The sequence below is a fragment of the Streptococcus sobrinus DSM 20742 = ATCC 33478 genome, assembly GCF_000686605.1.
Taxonomy (GTDB): Bacteria; Bacillota; Bacilli; order Lactobacillales; family Streptococcaceae; genus Streptococcus; species Streptococcus sobrinus.
The window spans coordinates 26,949-45,994 of sequence record NZ_JMLC01000018.1 but is presented as its reverse complement, the minus strand read 5'-3'; the positions used below and the strand labels follow the sequence as shown (position 1 = coordinate 45,994).

Below are 19,046 nucleotides of genomic sequence, written 5' to 3'. Positions count from 1 at the left end.
AGGAGGATTTTAAACCGTCCTCAATTTCCTTTTTCAACTTTGGTGTCAAACGAGACTTCCGACCTTTTTGCTTAGCCCTGTGGTCGTACTGTTCCTGTGCTAAGGCTGCGGAATAACCATTTTGGCATCGTCTTAACTCTCTTGAAATAGTAGACTTATGGACGCCAAGTTTATTTGCAATTTGGCAAGGTTTCAAACCTAATTCTAAGTAGGTTTCTATCTTTATTCGGTCGGTTATGGTAAGATGGGAGTAGCTCATAGTTTTTCCTCGGGTTCTGTTTGTGTGGTTACTTACAGTTTACACCAATGAAACGCTATGAGTTTTTTTGTTGCACTATATTTTACAATTTATCATGACTTAACTTAAAATCATCCTAAAAAGCCTGACATCAAGGCTTTTTCCTTGTCCTATATTAGTTAACAGGCTATAATATATAAGTTCAAACACCTTTAAAAAGTCAGGAAACTTTTGATGAATTCACTAGCCAAGTGAAAACAGCCCAGGGAGAGAGTGAGAGCTTGATTGAAAAAAGTTTTACTGATGGAATGAGGGGTGGGAATATTTTTAATAAGTTAAGTCCAAGTAAACGGATATTAAAAATTGAAGGAGCTTGGACACACAGTATTTTTACATGAGAGGGAGAGAATCATGAAACCAATTTTAATTTTGGCAACTAATCAAGACCACTATGAGGGTTATGATATTCCAACGGGCCTTTGGCTGGGGGAATTAACCCATTTTATTCATATCATGGAAGAAAAGGGTATCCCTTTTAAAATCGCCAGTCTTAAGGGAGGAGAAATTCCACTGGATCCCTACAGCCTTTCGGAACAATTTATGGATGAGCAAACTCTGCCTTATTACGATGACCTTCGTTTTATGTCAGAGTTGGTAAATTCACAGTCCTTAGATAAGCTAAATCCAGAGAATTACTCAGCTATCTATTTCGCAGGCGGACACGGCGCTATGTATGACTTTGTCCAAGATCCCCGAGCTGCCCAATGGATTTTAGCCATGACTAAGATGCAAAAACCAGTAGCAGCAGTCTGTCATGGTGTGGCAGCTTTGACAAATCAGGCTCTCGAGATTGATGACCAAGTCTTTGTCGAAGGAAAAACGGTCACAGGTTATACTAATGCTGAAGAACTACATGTTGGCCACAGTGACCATGTTCCCTTCCTTTTACAGGACCGCCTGCAAAGACTGGGTGCAAACTTTGGTGAAGCTGGTCCTTTCCAGTCTCACGTTCAGTTAGAGGGGTGTCTCTTGACCGGACAGAATCCACAATCGACCAAAGAATTGGCTGAAACCTTGGCTGACATGCTTCTAGGTGAAGCAGAATGATTGTCCGTCTTTACCGCAGCATTTTATTTGTTCTTGGGCTTCTGGGTCTCAGCCTGCAACTCTACAAGTACGGACCGGGCATGCTCCTCTATTACACCATTCTTTCCAACCTTGCCGTAACAGGCTTTTTAGGCTTCAGTCTTTATTTAATGAGCAAGCGGCAACAAGCTATTTTACAGGGGACTAACTGGCTTCGCTTCAAAGGTGGTCTAACAGTTATGATTTTGATTACCTTCATCATTTATCATTTCTTTTTGGCGCCGTTAGTGAAAGTTCAGGCCTATTGGAATCTGGAGAATTTTCTAGTTCACTATATCCTCCCCTTAGGCTTTGTACTGGACACCTTACATTTTGACCGCAAGAAGGTCTACAGACTCTGGGATCCCCTGCTTTGGTTGGGTTTCCAGTTGGCTTACAGCTTTTTGGCTCTGTGCAATGGCTTCATAACCAAGTGGACCATTCCCGGTGCAGTGGACAGTCCCTTCCCTTACTATTTTGTCAATGTCCATAAGTATGGTTGGGGCTTTGTCCTCAAAAATAGTCTGGCTCTTTTTATCTTTTACCTCATCTTGGGCTATCTCTTTAGTTTGGTAAAATTTTGGATAGGGCCAAGTCAGCAAAAGCAGGAGAAAAACTCATGAAGATAGATTTCAAAAATGTATCCAGTCAAGGACTGGATAGCTCACCGGTCGCAGAAAGCCTAGCAGGCTTGCGGGCCAATGAAGCTCGTTACTTCTGGAATAAGTTCAAGGTGGATTTCGAAACCCAGCCTATTTCAGAAAGAGCGGAACTTATGGCTGATATTGAAGACCTGCTCAAGCGAGAGAGGGACCTGGTCTTTGCGGCCAGGCCCTTAGAAATTGCCCAGTTTTTCCTAGAGGACCGCATTCTCTGGACACATGTCTTTTATGAGGATGGTTTGGCAATCGATGTCCTCTATGAATTGGACAATCCCAAGAAGCGAGCGGTTGGACTCAAGCTCTCTGATGGGATGGAAGTTCCTAGCGAGCTGGAGGGCCGTTTCAAATTTGCTCGCCAGAAATCCAAACTAGCTGGCACCATCCGCGGCTCCTATTTCACCCTCAAGGGCGACAATCAAGCCATGATTGCCCGCTGGTTGGAGAATTTTAAGTAATAAAAAAGACAGGTTTGACTGCGAAGCCACTTTTGGGTGACCTCTTGTCAGACCTGCCTTTCTTTTTATTCAAGAAACTATTTGAGTTGACGACCGTCTTGGTCGAAGTAGCAAACTTCACCGTTAATGACTTGTCTACCCGTTACTCTAAGGCCATTATCCTTATCAAGGTAATACCAAGTTATACCGCCATCAGGCGAAGCGAAGTCTCCTTTGACTTGAGAGCCATCGGCATTGAAATAGTAGGTTTTACCATTGATCACTTGAAGGCCTGTCAAAACCTGTCCATTATCTTTATCTAAGTAGTACCAAGTCTTGCCACCATCGGGCGAGGCGAAGTCTCCTTTGACTTGAGAGCCATCGGCGTTGAAATAGTAGGTTTTACCATTGATCACTTGAAGGCCTGTCAAAACCTGTCCATTATCTTTATCTAAGTAGTACCAAGTCTTGCCACCATCGGGTGAAGCGAAGTCTCCCTTGACTTGAGAGCCATCGGCATTGAAGTAATGAGTTTGTCCATCAATATCAGCCAAACCAGTCTCTAGTTGGCCATCTGCCTTGCGATAATACCAAGCTTGATTAGCGGTGAACCAGCCTTGCGACTTAACTTCCTGATTGAGCGGAGTCAGATAGACATTTTGGAAAGCGACCTCTCCATCCCAAAGTCCCAGGCCAATATAGGCCTTATTGAAATAGTCCTTAACTGTGTCAAATTTATGGCTCATAACTTCTTGTCCATCAATACTCAGGCTCACACTATCCTTGGTCTTCTTGATTTCAAGGTGATGGTAGAGATTATCATTGAGCGCCTTTGTGAGCGGTTCTTCTGTGATGGTATCCCCTTGGAAGTAGTAAAGTCGTGCACTGGTTTGGTCGCCCAATTGGAAGGTGTAGGCATTAGCTGGGTCGGTTGCCGGAGAGGCAAAGAAGATGTTGACCAAGCCCTTTTGATATTTAACATCAGCTTCTAATTTATATTCAGCATAAGGGACAATATCGGTTGACATAATGGCATCATTAGCGCTGGTATTGCTGTCCAGCAGCTCTTTATCATCGACCACCCATTGCCCTGAAATAGCCTTGAGATTTTTCAAGTTGGTCTTAAAATTATTCTCAAAGATATTAATTTTGTAGACCTTGGTCAAGCTAGGATCCTCCTTAGAGCTTGCCGTCAGGGTTAAACTGCCAGCCTTTTTGGCAGTCAAGGTCACCTTATTACCAGATTGACTAAAGTCAACTAGGTCAGGCTTATCTAATTGCCAGTTTACTTCCTGCTTGGCTTGAGCAGGTGCTAGGTAGGCCTCAAAACTTGTTGACTGACCAGTATTCAAGCGTGTTTCAGCCTGGCCGGTTCCGACAAGTTTGAATGGCTTGTCTGTTACGACCTTATTGGTCCAGATAGACTTAAGTGGGTAAAAGGCAATATCAGCTTTAGCGTCGCCACCTTCCGTGAAGACACTGGCTCCAAGGCTATCAGGAGCTGGGAAAATTTGGTTGGCACCAGCTACAGTGTCTCCCTTAGCAAAGACTTCAAGGCTAGCGCGGTCGACAAAGATATGAAGAGAAATGCTACCATCAGCATTTGTCGTTACCTTTTGCTTGTTGACTTCAGCAAATTTATCGTTAATAATAATGCCTGATTTGCTACGGTCGATTGAGAGTTCTTGAGTTTGTAGATCATAAGAGACAACAGTGACTTGGTCTTGTGATTGCCGTAATTTAAAGCCAACCTTCGTGGTACTTGCACTTGGCCTAAAGGTTGAGACGATTTCATAGCTATCGGATTTAACATCCTTGAGTAAATCATTATTAGCCGAAACCGTAACATCCTGATAGTTTATAGCCTTAGCTGTGTCGCGAAGAGACTCGTAGGCTTTAATTGGAGTTTGCGTCAAGATATATCTATCATTTTCCTTGGTCAATCCCAATTGCAGGTTGAGATTATAGGTTCCGTTGAAGTCTTGGTCAAGGGTCTTACCGACTAGGTTACAGTAGTCCCAGGTATTCATCCAGTTTAGTTCTGTTAATTTTGGAATGGTAGGATTGGCCTCGCTACCAAAATCCTGTACATAATAGGTCATGGCAGCGTAGGAATCTTTACCAAGATTCATAATGCCATCGGAATCCTGATAGGCCTGATCTGGGCAGAAGGTCCATTTACCATCAACTTGCTTGAAATCGCCAACCTTGTAGTAGCGGCCACCTCGGGAAAGGACCCATTTGACAGTACCATCATCGGTTTGAATCGGATAGAGGTCAGGACATTCGGTTTGGATGTCTGGGTAGGTCGATTCAACCGACCAATCTCTTAGATTATCGGAAGAATAGATACGCAATGGACCGCCAGCTAGAACCATGAACCATTTGTTATTCCAATGGAAGACCTTAGGGTCGCGGAAATCCTTGCTTTGCAGCGGGTCATTAGACCAGTCTGCCGCAACTTGATCCACCTTGGTCCAGGTTTGCCCCTCATCTGAGCTATAGGCCAACTTAATACGTTGGCCGTTGCCATCAGCCGTCACTAGGGCAACCAGTCCGCCTTCTCCATCTTTGAAGAAACCAGAAGTATTGTGTTCATCGACGACAATACAACCTGAGAACATGGTCCCGTTGGTGTCAGGGTAGAGGGCAATTGGTTGCTCTTCCCAATGAATCAAATCGGTGCTGGTCGCATGAGCCCAGTGCATTGGTCCCCAAACATTATCATCATAGAATTGATAGAAGAGGTGATATTTGCCCTTATAGTAGACCAGACCGTTAGGGTCATTGCCCCAGCCATCCTTGACAGAGTAGTGGTATTGGTCGCGGAAGAGTTCATTGTAATAAACGTCATTCGCTTGTCGCCGATGGACATTGATGCGATAGGTCAGGCTGGCCTGATTAGCCTCAGTCGTAACAGTGCTGGTCACCGTTAGATAATTAGCACCAACAGCCAGAGGAATGCTGTCAGTTAATTGATATTCCTTGCCGGTGCTATCGGTAATCTTGATATCCGCCTGATTATTTTTTGGCTTAATAGTTAGTTTTACACTAGTCGTGGCATTATCAACATACTGGATATTAATCGGAGCATTGGCCAAGAACTGACCTTTCTTTTCGACGCTACCTTGGTCGGATGTGACAGTAACATCTTCTAATTCTGGATTTAAGTCATCGGTAATTGGCGTGTAGTAGGTGTTTTGGAAGACTACTTCGCTATTCCAGTTAAGTAAGCCCAGATAGCCATCCTTGATAACAGTTGTTTGTCCCCTGTCGTCTTTTTGTAGGGTATAATCGCCGGTAGAACCGATTAATTGACCGTTGATGTAGAAGGATAGCCAGGAATCAAGAGCGACAACTCTGATGAAATAGTTACCATCGTCACTTGGACTAATCTCTTTTTCATCAATCAGTTGTTGATCCTGACCATCCTGCCACCGCCAGAATTTGCTCTTCTTTGTTCCTCCATCAATGTTGATGGCATAGCTATTTTGAACATTGTTGGGATCAGTGCTGCGGAAGATTAGACCGACAGCACCTTGGTCTTTGAGAAATTTAACATCGGTTGAATAGACAAAATTATCAGCCTGAATATCAGAGAGTTCCCAACTGTCACCCTTGTCAATAGCATTGCTGTAGAGACCGTCGTCTCGAACTTCCCAAGTTCCATTTGTTGGTTTGAGATTAGTCAAGTTAGTCTGATAGCCCTTTTCAGCAACTTGGGCTGCATCGGCCTTTTCAAGGGTGACTGCTACATCGGCAGGCTTGACAGTTGAAGTTTCCCCCTTGCTTGAATCCACATCCGTTTGCTCATTAGCTTCAACAGAAACGGCTGCAGTAGAAGTATCAGCAGCTGCTTGCCCATCAGTTTCACCAGATTCAGGTGTGGCATCGCTTTTGCTAGTTTCGTCTCCAGTAGAAGCATCTTGGCTTTCTGGAGTGGTTTGCTTATCAGCAACAGTCGTTGGATTATCTGTTGCAGAAGTAGAAGTCGTTGCTGAATTGTCTGCTGATTTTTCAGAAATTCCGCCAGCATCAGCCAACTGGGTGCTGGAAGAACTAGCAGTTGTTGCAGTGGTATCCTCAGCATAGACGGGGCTTGCGAGTGCCAGCCCTGCGACGAGCAGGGTAACAAGGCTACAGCCAAAAATCCAGTGTTTACCACGCTTGTGCATATACCAACCGGCCTGTTTGTTTTCCTTAGATGAACTATCCTTCATAATAAGTTTTCCTCCTTTTTTGAATTTTCACGATTATTATAAAATATCTGTAAGCGTTTTACAATATACGAATAATCATTCCTTTAGTTAAAAAATCCAGTTCTACCTTGTTCAGTTTGAGGATGGGCGGATGGATAGGTTGGTATTTTAAATCCTTAAGTAGGCCAAGTAAATTTGTTATAATGTCTTTATGAATCAACTGATTAAACACAAGTTGGAGTTGCTGCCGGATAGTCCTGGCTGCTACATCCACAAGGATAAAAACGGCACCATCATCTATGTTGGCAAGGCTAAGAATTTGAAGAATCGGGTTCGCTCTTATTTCCATGGCAGTCACGATACCAAGACAGAGATGCTGGTCTCAGAAATTGCCGATTTTGAGTATATTGTAACGGGCTCCAATACCGAGGCCCTGCTTCTGGAAATCAACCTCATCCAGAAGAATATGCCTAAGTACAACATTCGCCTCAAGGATGATAAGTCCTACCCCTATATCAAGATTACCAATGAGGTTTACCCTCGGCTCATGATTACCCGCCAGGTTCACCGCAAGGACGGGATTTATTTTGGTCCCTATCCGGACTCTGGAGCTGCCACCGAAATTAAGCGGCTGCTGGATCGGATTTTTCCCTTTAAAAAGTGTACCAATCCTGCCAACAAGGTCTGCTTTTATTATCATTTGGGACAATGCAAGGCCCACACCGTCTGTCACACCGACCAGGCCTATTGGGATAGTCTCAAGGAGGATGTCAAAAATTTCCTCAACGGCAAGGACAATAAGATTGTTGATCAGATTAAGGACAAGATGCTCAAGGCTTCTGAGCTTATGGAATTTGAGCGGGCCGCCGAATACCGTGACCTGCTAGAAGCCATCAGCAAACTCCGCACCAAGCAGCGGATTATGAACCAAGACATGAAGGACCGAGATATTTTCGGTTACTATGTGGATAAGGGTTGGATGTGTGTTCAGGTCTTCTTTGTTCGCCAGGGCAAGCTGATTCAGCGTGATGTCAATATGTTCCCCTACTATAATGAGCCTGAGGAAGATTTCCTGACCTATGTCGGCCAATTTTATCGGGAAAGCAAGCACTTCCTGCCCAAGGAAGTCTTTATTCCTCAGGATATTGATGCTGACTTGGTCAAGGCAGTCGTCAAGACCAAGGTGGTCAAACCCCAACGGGGCGAGAAGAAGCAGCTGGTCAATCTGGCCACCAAGAATGCCCGAGTCAGCCTGCAACAAAAATTTGACCTTCTAGAAAAGGACATTAAAAAGACCAAGGGAGCCATCGAAAATCTGGGCCAACTGCTCAATATTCCTGCCCCCCGACGGATTGAGGCCTTTGATAACTCGAATATCCAAGGAACCAGTCCCGTTGCTGCCATGATTGTTTTTGTTGACGGCAAGCCCAGCAAGAAGGACTACCGCAAGTTCAAGATTAAGACCGTTATCGGTCCTGATGACTACGCCAGTATGCGGGAGGTCATCTATCGACGTTATAGCCGGGTTATGCGAGATGGCCTGACTCCGCCTGATTTGATTGTTATTGATGGAGGTCAAGGTCAGGTCAATATTGCCAAGGATGTCATCCAGAACCTCCTGGGCTTGGATATTCCCATCGCCGGCCTGCAAAAGAATGACAAGCACCAGACCCACGAGCTCCTCTTCGGCGACCCCTTAGAGGTTATAGACCTCCCCCGCAATTCGCAAGAATTCTTCCTCCTCCAAAGAGTCCAAGATGAGGTTCACCGTTTCGCCATCACCTTCCACCGTCAGGTTAGAAGTAAGAACAGTTTCAGTTCCAAACTGGATGGTATTCCAAGCTTGGGACCTAAACGCAAACAGCTCCTGCTCAAGCATTTCAAGAGCCTGACCAAAATCCAGCAAGCCGATGTCGATGACATCGTCAACTGCGGTGTCCCCAGAAATGTGGCTCAGGATTTGAAGGCTAGATTGACGGAGATGGAGAAGGAGAAAGTGCCCAGCGATAAGAACTGATTGAAGAGCGATCAGAAAACAAACGTTAAAAATCCTTTGCTTGTGAATTGGACAGATAAATTCGTCCCCTTTCAAATCCCTAGCCAGAACCTTCTGGCTAGGATTTTTAATAGCTCAAAAGTCCGCCACCTCTCCATTTCCTGCCCCGTAGCAGAAATTTGCCCATCTCAGGCTTTTATGGTAATCTTGGCTTAAAAGTAGTAATCAGAAAGGCCTAAAGCCAAAGGTTTTATGCCTACCTGCAAACAAGAGAGAGGAACATCTATGGTAAAGACATACGATTATATTGTTTTGGGAGGCGGTTCAGGCGGGATTGCTTCGGCTAATCGAGCTGCCATGCACGGAGCTAAGGTTCTCCTGATTGAAGCTCAGGAAACTGGCGGAACCTGCGTCAATCGTGGCTGTGTGCCCAAGAAGGTCATGTGGTATGGAGCCCAGGTTGCCGAAGCCATTGGTAAGTATGCCGGCGAGTACGGCTTCAAAGTGGCTTCTAGCGACTTTGACTTTGCTATCCTCAAGAAAAATCGCCAGGCCTATATTGACCGCATCCATGGCTCCTATGAGCGAGGCTTTGCCGCCAATGGCGTTGAAGTGCTCAATGCCTACGCTCGCTTTCTCGATGCTCACACCCTGGAAGCGGATGGTCAAACCTACACCGCTCCCCATATTTTGATTGCGACCGGCGGTCACGCCCGCATTCCTAATATCTCTGGTGCCGAATACGGCATCACTTCCGATGGTTTCTTTGAATTGAACCAAATTCCTAAGCGTGCTGCCGTCGTTGGTGCGGGTTATATTGGGGTCGAAATTTCCGGCGTGCTCAATGCCCTTGGCAGCGACAGCCACCTCTTTGTCCGCCACGACCGGCCTTTACGAAATTGGGATACCTATCTGACCGATGCCCTCATGGAGGAGATGGAAAAAAACGGTCCAACCCTCCACAAAGAGTCTACACCCAAAGAAGTCCGTAAGAATCCTGATGGTTCCCTGACCCTTGTTTTGGAGAATGGTCAGGAGCATGAAACCGACGTGCTGATTTGGGCCATCGGTCGTGTGGCTAATACTCAGGGTTACGGTTTGGAAAATACTGGTGTGGCCCTCAATAAGCGTGGTTTTATTGAGGCTGATGCCTATGAAAATACCAATGTCCCAGGTCTTTATGCCATCGGCGACATCAACGGTAAGTTAGAGCTGACTCCAGTTGCTGTCAAGGCAGGTCGGCTCCTATCTGAACGTCTCTTCAATAATCAAAGTGAGGCCAAACTGGATTACACCAATGTTCCAACAGTGGTCTTTAGTCACCCTGCTATGGGTAAGGTTGGCTATACGGAAAGTCAAGCAATCGAAGCCTTTGGCCAAGACCAAATCAAAACTTACACCTCCAGCTTTACCTCCATGTACACAGCCCTAGCTGACCACCGCCAAGTCGCTCGGATGAAACTAGTGGTTCAAGGACCAGAAGAAAAGGTCATCGGCCTCCACGGTATCGGCTATGGTGTCGATGAAATGATACAAGGCTTCGCAGTCGCTGTCAAACTGGGAGCAACCAAGGCTGACTTTGATGCCACCGTTGCCATCCACCCAACTGGTGCAGAAGAATTCGTTACTATGCGGTAAGTCAAAAGAAGTCCCTCCCCGAACTTATCCAGAGCTAATTCGTTCAAAGGGCAAGCAACAGTTTAATACTGCTATAGAAAAGACTCCCCAACCGCATTGGTTAGGGAGTTTCTTTGTCTAGGAGAAAGTGGCGAACCTGGGAGATGAAGTAGAGAGAGCCAGTCACGACATAGAGTGCTTGGGAATCTTGGGTCTGACTCAGCCAGTCCCTGAAATCCTCAATCTTCTTAAAATAGTCGGGATAGTCGGCCAATTCAGCAGCCCCTGGGAAATCAAAGCTAGTAATCGTCAAGTCCTGTCCGTCCAGAAGCTCCAACATTCCTGCCAAATCCTTCCTTTTGAGACCTGCAAAGAGGAAATGCTTAGAGGAATTGGGAAAGTCTGTTTCTAGGAGCTCAAGCAAGGCCCCAATGCCTTGGGGATTGTGGGCGCCATCTAGGAGAATATTAGGTCTAACCAGCTCACCTCGTCCGGGCCAAGTCGCTGTCTGCAAGCCAATTCTGAAAGCTTCTTCATCTAGCTTGGGAAAAACGGCTTGAAGGAGGAGGGCAGTCTCAAGGGCTAGGGCAGCATTGTCTCTCTGGTGAGGGCCCATAAGGGATAGAGAGAGATTTTCTAGATTGCCTTGAGGGCTCATAAAATCAAAACTGTCTTCCCTATCCTTTACTTGAAAATCACAACCAGCTTGGTAGAGAGCAGCACCTAACTTTTTCGCTTCATTTTCAAAAACGGTCTGAGCCTCAAGCGGAACTTGTCCAAGGACAATGGGCTTAGCCGGCTTGATGGCACCAGCCTTTTGCCAGGCGATGTCTGCTAGTCGCTCTCCTAAGGTATCCGTGTGGTCGTAGCCAATAGAAGTGCAGATGGTTGCTAGGGGATTGATGACATTGGTCGAATCGAAGCGACCACCAATGCCAGCCTCGATTATCGCTATATCCACCGGCTTGATCCGCTCGAAGTAGAGGAAAGCAAGAACCGTCACCAATTCAAATTCGGTCAGGGAGCCAAATTCAGTCTCAGCGACCTGGTCAAACCTTGGTTGGACCAGGTCAAAGACCTCAACCAGCTCTTTATCACTAATAGGTTGCCCATCAATGGCAATTCTTTCATTGAAGCGGGTGATAAAGGGAGAGGTAAAGGTTCCTGTCTTGTAACCAGCAGTGGTAAAGATAGCTTGCAGGAGGGCAGTAGTCGAGCCCTTACCGTTGGTTCCGACAATATGAAGACTGGGAAAGCCCGCTTGAGGCCTCCCCAGTTTGTCTAATATCCAATTTAATCGCTTGAAATCAGGTCTGTGTCCATTGGCCTTATGACTATGGATGGCCTGCAGCGTTTCTTGATAGCTTAGCATTATTGTTGAGGTGTTTGGTTAGCAACGCCACCAGTTTTGCCCTGGTCAGCACCTTGGGTGCCTTGATCACCTTGGCTTTGATCTTGACTTTGACTATCGGTTGTTTGACCATCTTGAGACTGATCTTGGCTTTGGCTTTGGCTTTGGTCATCCGACTGCCCGTCTTGATTTTGGTCGCTGTTAGCATCAGAACTTGCATTCTCTTGACTATCTGAGCTAGCTTGACTTGAGCTATCGCTAGATTTAACGACAGAGCTAGAAGAAGTGCTATTGTCGTTACTCTTGCTTGGGCTCTTATGGACGATAGCGTAGATGGTTAGGGAAGCCACGATAATGGACAGAATGGCTGCGATAGTCGCAATGGTCTTTTGGAGTGCCGAGAAGCCCTTCTTAGCCCCGCGGGCGATTTTCTTACTAGTACGAGCCTTGGGTAGGGGTTTTCTTGGTTCTTCTTTTCTGATTGGTGTGTGGCTGAGTTCAGCATTTTCTTTCTTTCTGCGTTCCGAACGTGAGTATTGTGCCATGAATTTAATCTCCTTAAAAATATTTCTAATTACTAGTGTACCAAATTCAGATAAATTTTCCATAAATAAACTAGGGAAATCTCACTTTCTCTGGGGAATCTTTCCCTTAGCCAGGCCCGCGAATTGTGCTATAATAAAAGCAATTGACTTTAAAAGGAAAACTTATGATTTATTTTGATAATTCCGCGACAACAAGGCCCTATCCTCAGGCTCTTGCCACCTACCAGGAGGTGGCAAGCAAGATTTTTGGAAATCCCTCCAGCCTCCACAATCTTGGCGACCAGGCTACCCGTCTGCTGGAAGCTTCTCGCCAGCAGATTGCTCAATTACTGGGAAAATCGGCCCAGGAAATCTTTTTCACCTCCGGTGGAACGGAGAGCGACAACTGGGCCATCAAGGGGGTGGCCTTTGAAAAGGCCCGCTATGGCAAGCATATAATTGTTTCTGATATTGAGCACCCAGCAGTCAAAGAATCGGCCAAGTGGCTGGCAGAACAGGGATTTGAGATCTCCTTTGCCCCAGTTGATGAGCGGGGTTTCCTTGATGTCCAAGCCTTGGCAGATTTGCTGCGCCCTGACACGATTTTAGTGTCGGTCATGGCCGTCAATAATGAAATCGGTTCTATCCAGCCCATTCAGGCTATTTCAGAGCTCCTGGCTGACAAGCCGACCATTTCTTTCCACGTGGATGCGGTCCAGGCAATTGGGAAAGTTCCGACGTCCAGCTATCTGACTGACCGGGTTGATTTTGCTTCTTTTTCGGGGCACAAGTTTCATGCTGTCCGTGGTGTTGGCTTTCTCTATAAAAAGATCGGCAAACGTATCAATCCCCTCTTAACCGGTGGTGGTCAGGAAAAGGACCTGCGGTCAACCACTGAAAACCTAGCAGGAATTGCAGCCATGGCTAAGACTTTGCGATTAACCCTAGACAAGGAAGCCCAGGCTCTGCCTCGGATTGCAGCGATGAAGGCTGTCATTTACGATGAACTTAGCAAATATCCTGACATCAGGCTTTTTTCTGGAAAAACTGATGACTTTGCTCCAAATATTTTGACCTTTGGTATCAAGGGCGTTCGGGGTGAAGTCCTTGTCCATGCCTTTGAAGAGCATCAGATTTACATATCAACGACCAGTGCTTGCTCCTCCAAAGCTGGTAAGCCTGCTGGAACCCTGATTGCTATGGGCGTGCCAACCAAGGAAGCTCAGACGGCAGTCCGCATCAGTCTCGATGATGACAATGATATGAGCCAGGTTGAACAATTCTTGACCATTTTCAAGCAAGTTTACCAAAAGACAAAAAAAGTCCGTTAAAGACCAGCAAGAAGAAAGGATGTCCGGCAAAAATTCCGTCGGACTTTTGACACTAACATGCAGTATTCTGAAATTATGATTCGCTATGGTGAGCTATCAACCAAGGGCAAGAACCGGATGCGTTTCATCAACAAACTTAGACGCAACATCCAGGATGTTCTCTCCATCTATCCAGAGGTCCAAGTGACGGCAGACCGCGACCGAGGTCATGTCTTCCTCAATGGCAGCGACTATCATCCTGTCGCCGAAAGTCTCAAACAGATTTTTGGGATTCAGGCTTTTTCCCCAGTTTATAAGCTGAAAAAAGACATGACTATCCTACGTCAGGCTGTCCAAGAAATCATGACAGGTCTCTATCATGAAGGCCTGACTTTCAAGGTTTCCAGCAAGCGAAGCGACCACAAGTTTGAGTTGGACAGTCGTGAGCTCAATCAAGATTTGGGTTCCGCTGTCTTTGATGTTCTCCCAAATATCAAGGCCCAAATGAAGAAGCCTGACATCACCCTCAAGGTTGAGATTCGTGACGAAGCAGCCTATATTTCCTATGAGGAAATCAAGGGGGCTGGCGGTCTCCCTGTTGGTACGGCGGGGAAGGGCATGCTCATGCTTTCGGGTGGCATTGATTCACCTGTCGCTGGTTATCTGGCCCTCAAGCGGGGTGTTGATATTGAAGCAGTCCATTTTGCCAGCCCACCTTACACCAGTCCTGGTGCCCTCAAAAAGGCTCAGGACTTGACCCGCAAGCTGACCAAGTTTGGTGGAAATATTCAATTCATCGAAGTGTCTTTTACAGAAATTCAGGAAGAAATCAAGGCCAAGGCCCCCGAGGCCTACCTGATGACCCTGATCCGTCGCTTTATGATGCGAATTACCGACCGTATTCGCCAAGAGCGTCATGGTTTGGTTATCATCAATGGTGAAAGTCTGGGACAGGTTGCTAGTCAAACCCTTGAATCCATGCAGGCTATCAATGCGGTGACCAGCACACCAGTTATTAGACCTGTGGTTACCATGGATAAGCTGGAAATCATTGACATTGCTGAAAAGATTGATACCTTCCAGATTTCTATTCAACCTTTCGAGGATTGCTGCACCATCTTTGCACCAGATCGTCCCAAGACCAATCCTAAGATTAAGAATGTTGAGCAATACGAAGCTCGACTGGATGTCGAGGGCTTGGTTGAGCGGGCAGTAGCCGGTATCAAGGTTTCTGAAATTACCCCGGATAACCAGGCCGATGCTGTCGACCAACTTATCGACGACCTCTTGTAAATCTCAAAGTCAGCTCTTAGTCTCTAAGTGCGAGGCTGTCAAAGTTGATAAAAGCACCCTGGCAGTGCCCTTTGTTTTCGCAGATACCTAGGTAAGCTGAATTAGAAAGTGACCCTTATGTCTTTAACTTCCAAGACTATTAGTCCCATTTCATCCTTTTACCCAGCGGTTAAGGCCCTTTACAAGACTGCCTTTCCTGAGGCCGAACGCCTGCCCTTAACTTGGATGGAGAATTTAGCCCAGACTGGCCAAGCTGTCTTCCAAGCCTACTTTGATGGTCCAACCTTCTGTGGCTTTTGCTATAGTCTCAAGTCGGAGAGCTGCTATTATCTCCTCTTTCTGGCTGTAGCAGAAGAGCAACGGTCTAAGGGCTATGGTTCGGCTATTTTAGATAAAGTGGCTCAGGAGGCTGGCCAGCGAGTAAGAGTTCTAGTCATTGAGCCCCTGGACCAGATGGCGACCAACTACGGTCAGCGCCTCCGCCGCTTGGCTTTCTACCAGTCTAATGGCTACCACCTGACACCTCATTACTACTATGAAAATCAAGAAGCCTATCAAGTCATGGCCAGCCAAGCAAATTTTTTGCCTGCTGACTTAGCAGATTTTGCCAGCCTAGCCAGCTTGATTGAAGGTGCTGGGGTTAAGATTCGCCTTGGATAGGCGAATAGGCCTCCATGAAGACTTGCCTTTTTGCCTATTCCCCGACGGATCTGCAGCTGAGAGTTATATTAAAATTTCACCTCTGAAAAATAAAATAAAAATTGACTGTCTGACAGCCAGCTTCTTAGCAGGTTTTCAGCCAGTTTTTTCTTGGCTTTTGTTGAGTTTTTTTTTTGTAAATTTCAGGTGTTTTACTAATAAAGATAAATTTTTTAATAATGTCTTTTTTGGAAGCGCAATCATGCTATAATAGTAAGAAAAAAGGGGATTTTTATGAAGAGATTATCGGTTTCTAAAACCAGCCTAGTCTGCCTGGCTTTGGTTGGAGTTATTCTAATTTTTGCAGCCCTCTATGACTATTCAGGCCAATCCAAAAGCTCTCAGACTAGCTCAAATCAGGTGCATACTGCCAGAGTTGTAGCTAATGGGGATATTTTAATTCATGACATTCTCTATATGAGTGCTCGCCAGCCAGATGGTTCCTATGATTTCACGCCCTATTTCAAATATGCCAAGGATTGGATTTCGGATGCGGATTTGGCCTTGGGTGATTATGAGGGCACCATCAGTAGTGACTACCCCCTAGCCGGCTATCCCCTTTTTAATGCCCCCAGTTCCATCGCCCAGACCTTGAAGGACACGGGTTATGATGTCATTGATCTGGCCCACAATCACATCTTAGATTCTGGTTTGTCTGGTGCTTTGGAAACCGCTCAGACCTTCAACAAGTTGGGCCTTGATACCATTGGCATTTATCAAAAGAATCGCCAAAAGGAAGACTTTCTCATTAAAAATGTCAATGGGATTAAGATAGCTATTCTGGGTTATTCTTATGGCTATAATGGTATGGAAGCCAATTTGAGCAAGAGCGACTATAAAAAGCATCTATCCGACTTAGATGAAAAAAAGATTAAGGCTGAACTTTCTCAGGCAGAGAAAAAGGCGGATGTCACTATTGTTATGCCTCAAATGGGGGTCGAGTACCAGAAGCAACCAACTGATGAACAGGTCCAACTCTATCATAAGATGATTGATTGGGGTGCAGATGTCATCTTTGGTGGTCATCCCCACGTAGTAGAGCCAGCAGAAACCATCAAGAAGGATGGACAGAAGAAATTTATCATTTATTCCATGGGTAACTTTATTTCCAACCAAAACCAAGAAACAGTTGATGATATCTGGACAGAAAGAGGATTGCTTATGGATGTCACCTTTGAGAAGAAGGGGAAGATGACTAGCATTAAAACTGTCAAAGCCCATCCAACCATGGTTTGGCGCCAAGCTACAGGCCAAAAGGTGGATGAGGGCTATGATGCCTATAACTACCAGACCCTAATCCTAGAAGACTTCATCCAAGGTGGTAAATACCGCAAGGACCTGGATGCTACCATGAAAGATAAGGTTGATACAGCCTATCAGGAGATGAATGACTTGGTTAATTTGCAGTGGTAGCTTGGAGTGCGTAAGTCTTTGCGCCGACGGATAGCCAATGGAGTAGTCACATTTTATCGCCCCAGCTTGTCCATTACATGAATTTTCTCCCCCAACCATTAAAAAGGCAATTAAACCTAGCAATACCTCGTTGATAGTAAAACTAGAAGTGGGTAGGTTGAGGCTTGAAATTATTAGCTGCTAGTGGTAAAATAGGACTGTTGACTAATATGCACATCCTGTGCAACCGCACGAAAATCGTTGGAGGCCTTGCATAAAGGTCTCTTCTAAGTAAGAGTTCGGCTCTCACGATTCTAGGCGAGTCTTCACAAGAAGGAGAATTCCTTCACACAAAAATCTTATAGGAGGTGCATAATGAGCACATACGCAATCATCAAAACTGGTGGAAAACAAGTTAAAGTTGAAGAAGGTCAGACCATCTACGTTGAAAAACTTGACGTAGAAGCAGGAGCAGAAGTCACTTTTGACCAAGTTGTTCTTGTTGGTGGAGACGCTACTAAGGTTGGTAGCCCACTCGTTGACGGAGCTAGTGTTGTTGGAACTGTTGAAAAACAAGGAAAACAAAAGAAGGTTGTTACTTACAAGTACAAACCAAAAAAAGGTAGCCACCGCAAGCAAGGTCATCGTCAACCTTATACTAAGGTCTTTATCAAGTCAATCAAGGCCTAAGGTAGTCGGATGATTCGAGCGGTATTTACAAAAGATACTGAGGGCTGGTCGGAAATGGAAGTTTCAGGTCACGCTGGCAGTGGTGAGTATGGCTTTGATATTGTCTGTGCTGCGGTTTCCATGCTGACGCTCAACTTTGCTAATTCAGTAGCAGTTTTGACGGGGCAGGAAGCCAAGCTTGAAATGGCTAATGAGGGAGGCTACTTGCGGATTCAAAGACCGCAAGGCTTAACTCCTGACCAACTTAAGGTTTGGCAAACGCTCTTTGATTCGGTTCTAATTGGACTGAAAAATCTAGCGGAAAATTCTTCGGAATATGTTGCCCAACCTATCATTAAATAAGTATTCAACGAAAGGAAACTATTATGATTAAACTTAATCTTTCTAACTTGCAACACTTCGCCCACAAAAAAGGTGGAGGTTCTACCTCAAATGGACGTGACTCTGAAAGCAAACGCCTTGGTGCTAAAGCTGCAGACGGCCAAACTGTAACAGGTGGTTCAATCCTTTACCGTCAACGCGGAACTCATATCTATCCAGGTGCTAATGTTGGCCGTGGGGGAGATGATACCCTCTTCGCTAAGGTTGAAGGTGTGGTTCGTTTCGAACGTAAAGGACGCGATAAGAAACAAGTTTCTGTTTACCCAATCGCAAAATAAGTTTAAAAAGCAGGCTTCAAGCCTGTTTTTTTTGGCTCTCAGTTTTCACCCCTTTATACTGACTTATCCTTAGTGAAAATCAAAATCAGAGATTTCAACCGGTTTGCTAAACAGTTTAGAGGAATAGCAAACGAAGTGCGCTTAATCTGATAGTTTCGCTCTAGTGGTATTATTGGTAACAGTTGCGCTGTTACCAATAAGGGAAATTTTCGGGGATTCAAAATGTCTGGTGGACTATTTTAGCCTGACACCTTGAAATGGGAAAGTGAGGGACCACGAAGGTTTTGCCGACTGTCCAAGCCCTTTTTTGTCCGACCCCCTAACGCCAATCTCTATGACGTAACTCTCTCGCTAACTCAGTTAGGCCAGTAAAATTGACTGTCCTAACTTCGTGTCGCCATGAAACGCCTTTGGATTTAACAACCCCTTCCCCAAACGGTTTATTCTTGCATCCGCACAACTAACGCCATGGCGTTTTCAAAACCGATGCTCTATTTGAAAATGAAAGAGTCAGGCAGCTAGGTCAGTCACCCTAGCGATTACCGCAGTTTATCAGTGATTTTCAATCACTGATAAACTAGCTGCGTTAGAAACTCTAAAAAATGAACCTTTGGTTTTCATTGAACCTAAAATATGACAAAGTATTACAGAAGTCTAAGGGACTAAAATAGTATAAGACCGGTTTTTGATGAGAATGACACCAGTTTAAAAGTGAAATCCAGAAGGAAAGGTTTAATAAAATGTTAATAACTAGAAATAAATTGTAAATTGTGGTAAAATAAGCTGACGATTAGAGTAGTCTTAACTACTAAAAAGTTAACGATCGTTATTTTTTTCAAATTAGGAGGACTCCGTTC

Annotated in this window: 16 protein-coding genes and 1 other annotated feature; of the genes, 12 read left to right on the top strand and 4 right to left on the bottom strand. The window is 45.3% G+C overall.

The genetic code is table 11. The features are described 5' to 3' along the window. Nucleotides 1-259 (bottom strand): helix-turn-helix domain-containing protein (locus BS63_RS0107005; RefSeq protein ID WP_028798512.1); only part of this gene is annotated, 259 nt, incomplete at its 3' end. A 390-nt stretch (nucleotides 260-649) separates the two neighbouring features. Between BS63_RS0107005 and BS63_RS0107000 the strand changes: the two genes are divergently transcribed. Genes BS63_RS0107000 through BS63_RS0106990 form a run of 3 tightly spaced genes read left to right on the top strand, consistent with a single transcriptional unit; the run spans nucleotide 650 to nucleotide 2,480 of the window. Further along, complete coding sequence (locus BS63_RS0107000; protein WP_028798511.1) at nucleotides 650-1,345, top strand: type 1 glutamine amidotransferase domain-containing protein; 696 nt, start codon at nucleotides 650-652, stop codon at nucleotides 1,343-1,345. Then, nucleotides 1,342-1,986: a Pr6Pr family membrane protein gene (locus tag BS63_RS0106995; protein ID WP_002963351.1), complete on the top strand. Its 645-nt coding sequence runs from the start codon at nucleotides 1,342-1,344 to the stop codon at nucleotides 1,984-1,986. Before BS63_RS0107000 ends, BS63_RS0106995 begins: the two co-directional genes overlap by 4 nt. Beyond that, the gene (locus tag BS63_RS0106990; RefSeq protein WP_002963350.1) at nucleotides 1,983-2,480 is read left to right on the top strand and encodes a hypothetical protein; all 498 of its coding nucleotides are present in this window, start codon (nucleotides 1,983-1,985) and stop codon (nucleotides 2,478-2,480) included. The genes BS63_RS0106995 and BS63_RS0106990 overlap by 4 nt, the downstream gene beginning before the upstream one ends. Before the next feature lie 77 nt (nucleotides 2,481-2,557). On the opposite strand, the gene BS63_RS0106985 is transcribed toward BS63_RS0106990, so the two are convergent. Further along, nucleotides 2,558-6,679, bottom strand: coding sequence for a GH32 C-terminal domain-containing protein (locus tag BS63_RS0106985; protein WP_028798510.1), 4,122 nt, complete (start codon nucleotides 6,677-6,679; stop codon nucleotides 2,558-2,560). Between the two features lie 190 nt (nucleotides 6,680-6,869). Here BS63_RS0106985 and uvrC point away from each other — a divergent pair, with 190 nt between their 5' ends. Further along, nucleotides 6,870-8,675, top strand: coding sequence for an excinuclease ABC subunit UvrC (gene uvrC, locus BS63_RS0106980; RefSeq protein WP_002961139.1), 1,806 nt, complete (start codon nucleotides 6,870-6,872; stop codon nucleotides 8,673-8,675). Nucleotides 8,676-8,939: 264 nt separating this feature from the next. Next, nucleotides 8,940-10,292, top strand: coding sequence for a glutathione-disulfide reductase (gene gorA / locus BS63_RS0106975; RefSeq protein ID WP_002961140.1), 1,353 nt, complete (start codon nucleotides 8,940-8,942; stop codon nucleotides 10,290-10,292). Between the two features lie 100 nt (nucleotides 10,293-10,392). On the opposite strand, the gene BS63_RS0106970 is transcribed toward gorA, so the two are convergent. Next, nucleotides 10,393-11,643: a bifunctional folylpolyglutamate synthase/dihydrofolate synthase gene (locus tag BS63_RS0106970; protein WP_002961141.1), complete on the bottom strand. Its 1,251-nt coding sequence runs from the start codon at nucleotides 11,641-11,643 to the stop codon at nucleotides 10,393-10,395. Beyond that, nucleotides 11,643-12,167 (bottom strand): DUF6556 family protein, encoded by a 525-nt coding sequence (locus BS63_RS0106965; RefSeq protein ID WP_002961144.1) that lies wholly within the window; start codon nucleotides 12,165-12,167, stop codon nucleotides 11,643-11,645. Before BS63_RS0106965 ends, BS63_RS0106970 begins: the two co-directional genes overlap by 1 nt. 164 nt (nucleotides 12,168-12,331) lie before the next feature. Between BS63_RS0106965 and BS63_RS0106955 the strand changes: the two genes are divergently transcribed. The 7 genes from BS63_RS0106955 to rpmA all read left to right on the top strand — a co-directional run bounded on the left by BS63_RS0106955 (nucleotide 12,332) and on the right by rpmA (nucleotide 18,189). Further along, on the top strand, nucleotides 12,332-13,477 hold the full coding sequence (locus tag BS63_RS0106955; protein WP_002961146.1) for a cysteine desulfurase family protein: 1,146 nt from the start codon (nucleotides 12,332-12,334) through the stop codon (nucleotides 13,475-13,477). Between the two features lie 57 nt (nucleotides 13,478-13,534). Then, nucleotides 13,535-14,749: a tRNA uracil 4-sulfurtransferase ThiI gene (thiI, locus tag BS63_RS0106950; RefSeq protein ID WP_028798509.1), complete on the top strand. Its 1,215-nt coding sequence runs from the start codon at nucleotides 13,535-13,537 to the stop codon at nucleotides 14,747-14,749. 117 nt (nucleotides 14,750-14,866) lie between these two features. Further along, the gene (locus BS63_RS0106945) at nucleotides 14,867-15,409 is read left to right on the top strand and encodes a GNAT family N-acetyltransferase (RefSeq protein ID WP_002961149.1); all 543 of its coding nucleotides are present in this window, start codon (nucleotides 14,867-14,869) and stop codon (nucleotides 15,407-15,409) included. Between the two features lie 273 nt (nucleotides 15,410-15,682). Beyond that, a complete protein-coding gene (locus tag BS63_RS0106940) occupies nucleotides 15,683-16,861 on the top strand; it encodes a CapA family protein (protein ID WP_002961151.1) in 1,179 nt (392 codons plus the stop codon). Nucleotides 16,862-17,075: 214 nt separating this feature from the next. Then, nucleotides 17,076-17,176, top strand: a sequence feature (ribosomal protein L21 leader region). 39 nt (nucleotides 17,177-17,215) lie between these two features. Beyond that, the gene (gene rplU, locus BS63_RS0106935) at nucleotides 17,216-17,530 is read left to right on the top strand and encodes a 50S ribosomal protein L21 (RefSeq protein WP_002961153.1); all 315 of its coding nucleotides are present in this window, start codon (nucleotides 17,216-17,218) and stop codon (nucleotides 17,528-17,530) included. A gap of 9 nt (nucleotides 17,531-17,539) precedes the next feature. After that, nucleotides 17,540-17,872 (top strand): ribosomal-processing cysteine protease Prp, encoded by a 333-nt coding sequence (locus tag BS63_RS0106930; RefSeq protein ID WP_002961156.1) that lies wholly within the window; start codon nucleotides 17,540-17,542, stop codon nucleotides 17,870-17,872. Between the two features lie 23 nt (nucleotides 17,873-17,895). Then, nucleotides 17,896-18,189: a 50S ribosomal protein L27 gene (gene rpmA, locus BS63_RS0106925; protein ID WP_002961158.1), complete on the top strand. Its 294-nt coding sequence runs from the start codon at nucleotides 17,896-17,898 to the stop codon at nucleotides 18,187-18,189. Nucleotides 18,190-19,046 lie beyond the last annotated feature (857 nt).

What these genes read in the sequence shown, in the direction of transcription:
- BS63_RS0107000 (WP_028798511.1), top strand. Translation starts at nt 650, where the DNA reads ATGAAACCAATTTTAATTTTGGCAACTAATCAAGACCACTATGAGGGT.
- BS63_RS0106995 (WP_002963351.1), top strand. Translation starts at nt 1,342, where the DNA reads ATGATTGTCCGTCTTTACCGCAGCATTTTATTTGTTCTTGGGCTTCTG.
- BS63_RS0106990 (WP_002963350.1), top strand. Translation starts at nt 1,983, where the DNA reads ATGAAGATAGATTTCAAAAATGTATCCAGTCAAGGACTGGATAGCTCA.
- BS63_RS0106985 (WP_028798510.1), bottom strand. Translation starts at nt 6,679, where the DNA reads ATGAAGGATAGTTCATCTAAGGAAAACAAACAGGCCGGTTGGTATATG.
- uvrC (WP_002961139.1), top strand. Translation starts at nt 6,870, where the DNA reads ATGAATCAACTGATTAAACACAAGTTGGAGTTGCTGCCGGATAGTCCT.
- gorA (WP_002961140.1), top strand. Translation starts at nt 8,940, where the DNA reads ATGGTAAAGACATACGATTATATTGTTTTGGGAGGCGGTTCAGGCGGG.
- BS63_RS0106970 (WP_002961141.1), bottom strand. Translation starts at nt 11,643, where the DNA reads ATGCTAAGCTATCAAGAAACGCTGCAGGCCATCCATAGTCATAAGGCC.
- BS63_RS0106965 (WP_002961144.1), bottom strand. Translation starts at nt 12,167, where the DNA reads ATGGCACAATACTCACGTTCGGAACGCAGAAAGAAAGAAAATGCTGAA.
- BS63_RS0106955 (WP_002961146.1), top strand. Translation starts at nt 12,332, where the DNA reads ATGATTTATTTTGATAATTCCGCGACAACAAGGCCCTATCCTCAGGCT.
- thiI (WP_028798509.1), top strand. Translation starts at nt 13,535, where the DNA reads ATGCAGTATTCTGAAATTATGATTCGCTATGGTGAGCTATCAACCAAG.
- BS63_RS0106945 (WP_002961149.1), top strand. Translation starts at nt 14,867, where the DNA reads ATGTCTTTAACTTCCAAGACTATTAGTCCCATTTCATCCTTTTACCCA.
- BS63_RS0106940 (WP_002961151.1), top strand. Translation starts at nt 15,683, where the DNA reads ATGAAGAGATTATCGGTTTCTAAAACCAGCCTAGTCTGCCTGGCTTTG.
- rplU (WP_002961153.1), top strand. Translation starts at nt 17,216, where the DNA reads ATGAGCACATACGCAATCATCAAAACTGGTGGAAAACAAGTTAAAGTT.
- BS63_RS0106930 (WP_002961156.1), top strand. Translation starts at nt 17,540, where the DNA reads ATGATTCGAGCGGTATTTACAAAAGATACTGAGGGCTGGTCGGAAATG.
- rpmA (WP_002961158.1), top strand. Translation starts at nt 17,896, where the DNA reads ATGATTAAACTTAATCTTTCTAACTTGCAACACTTCGCCCACAAAAAA.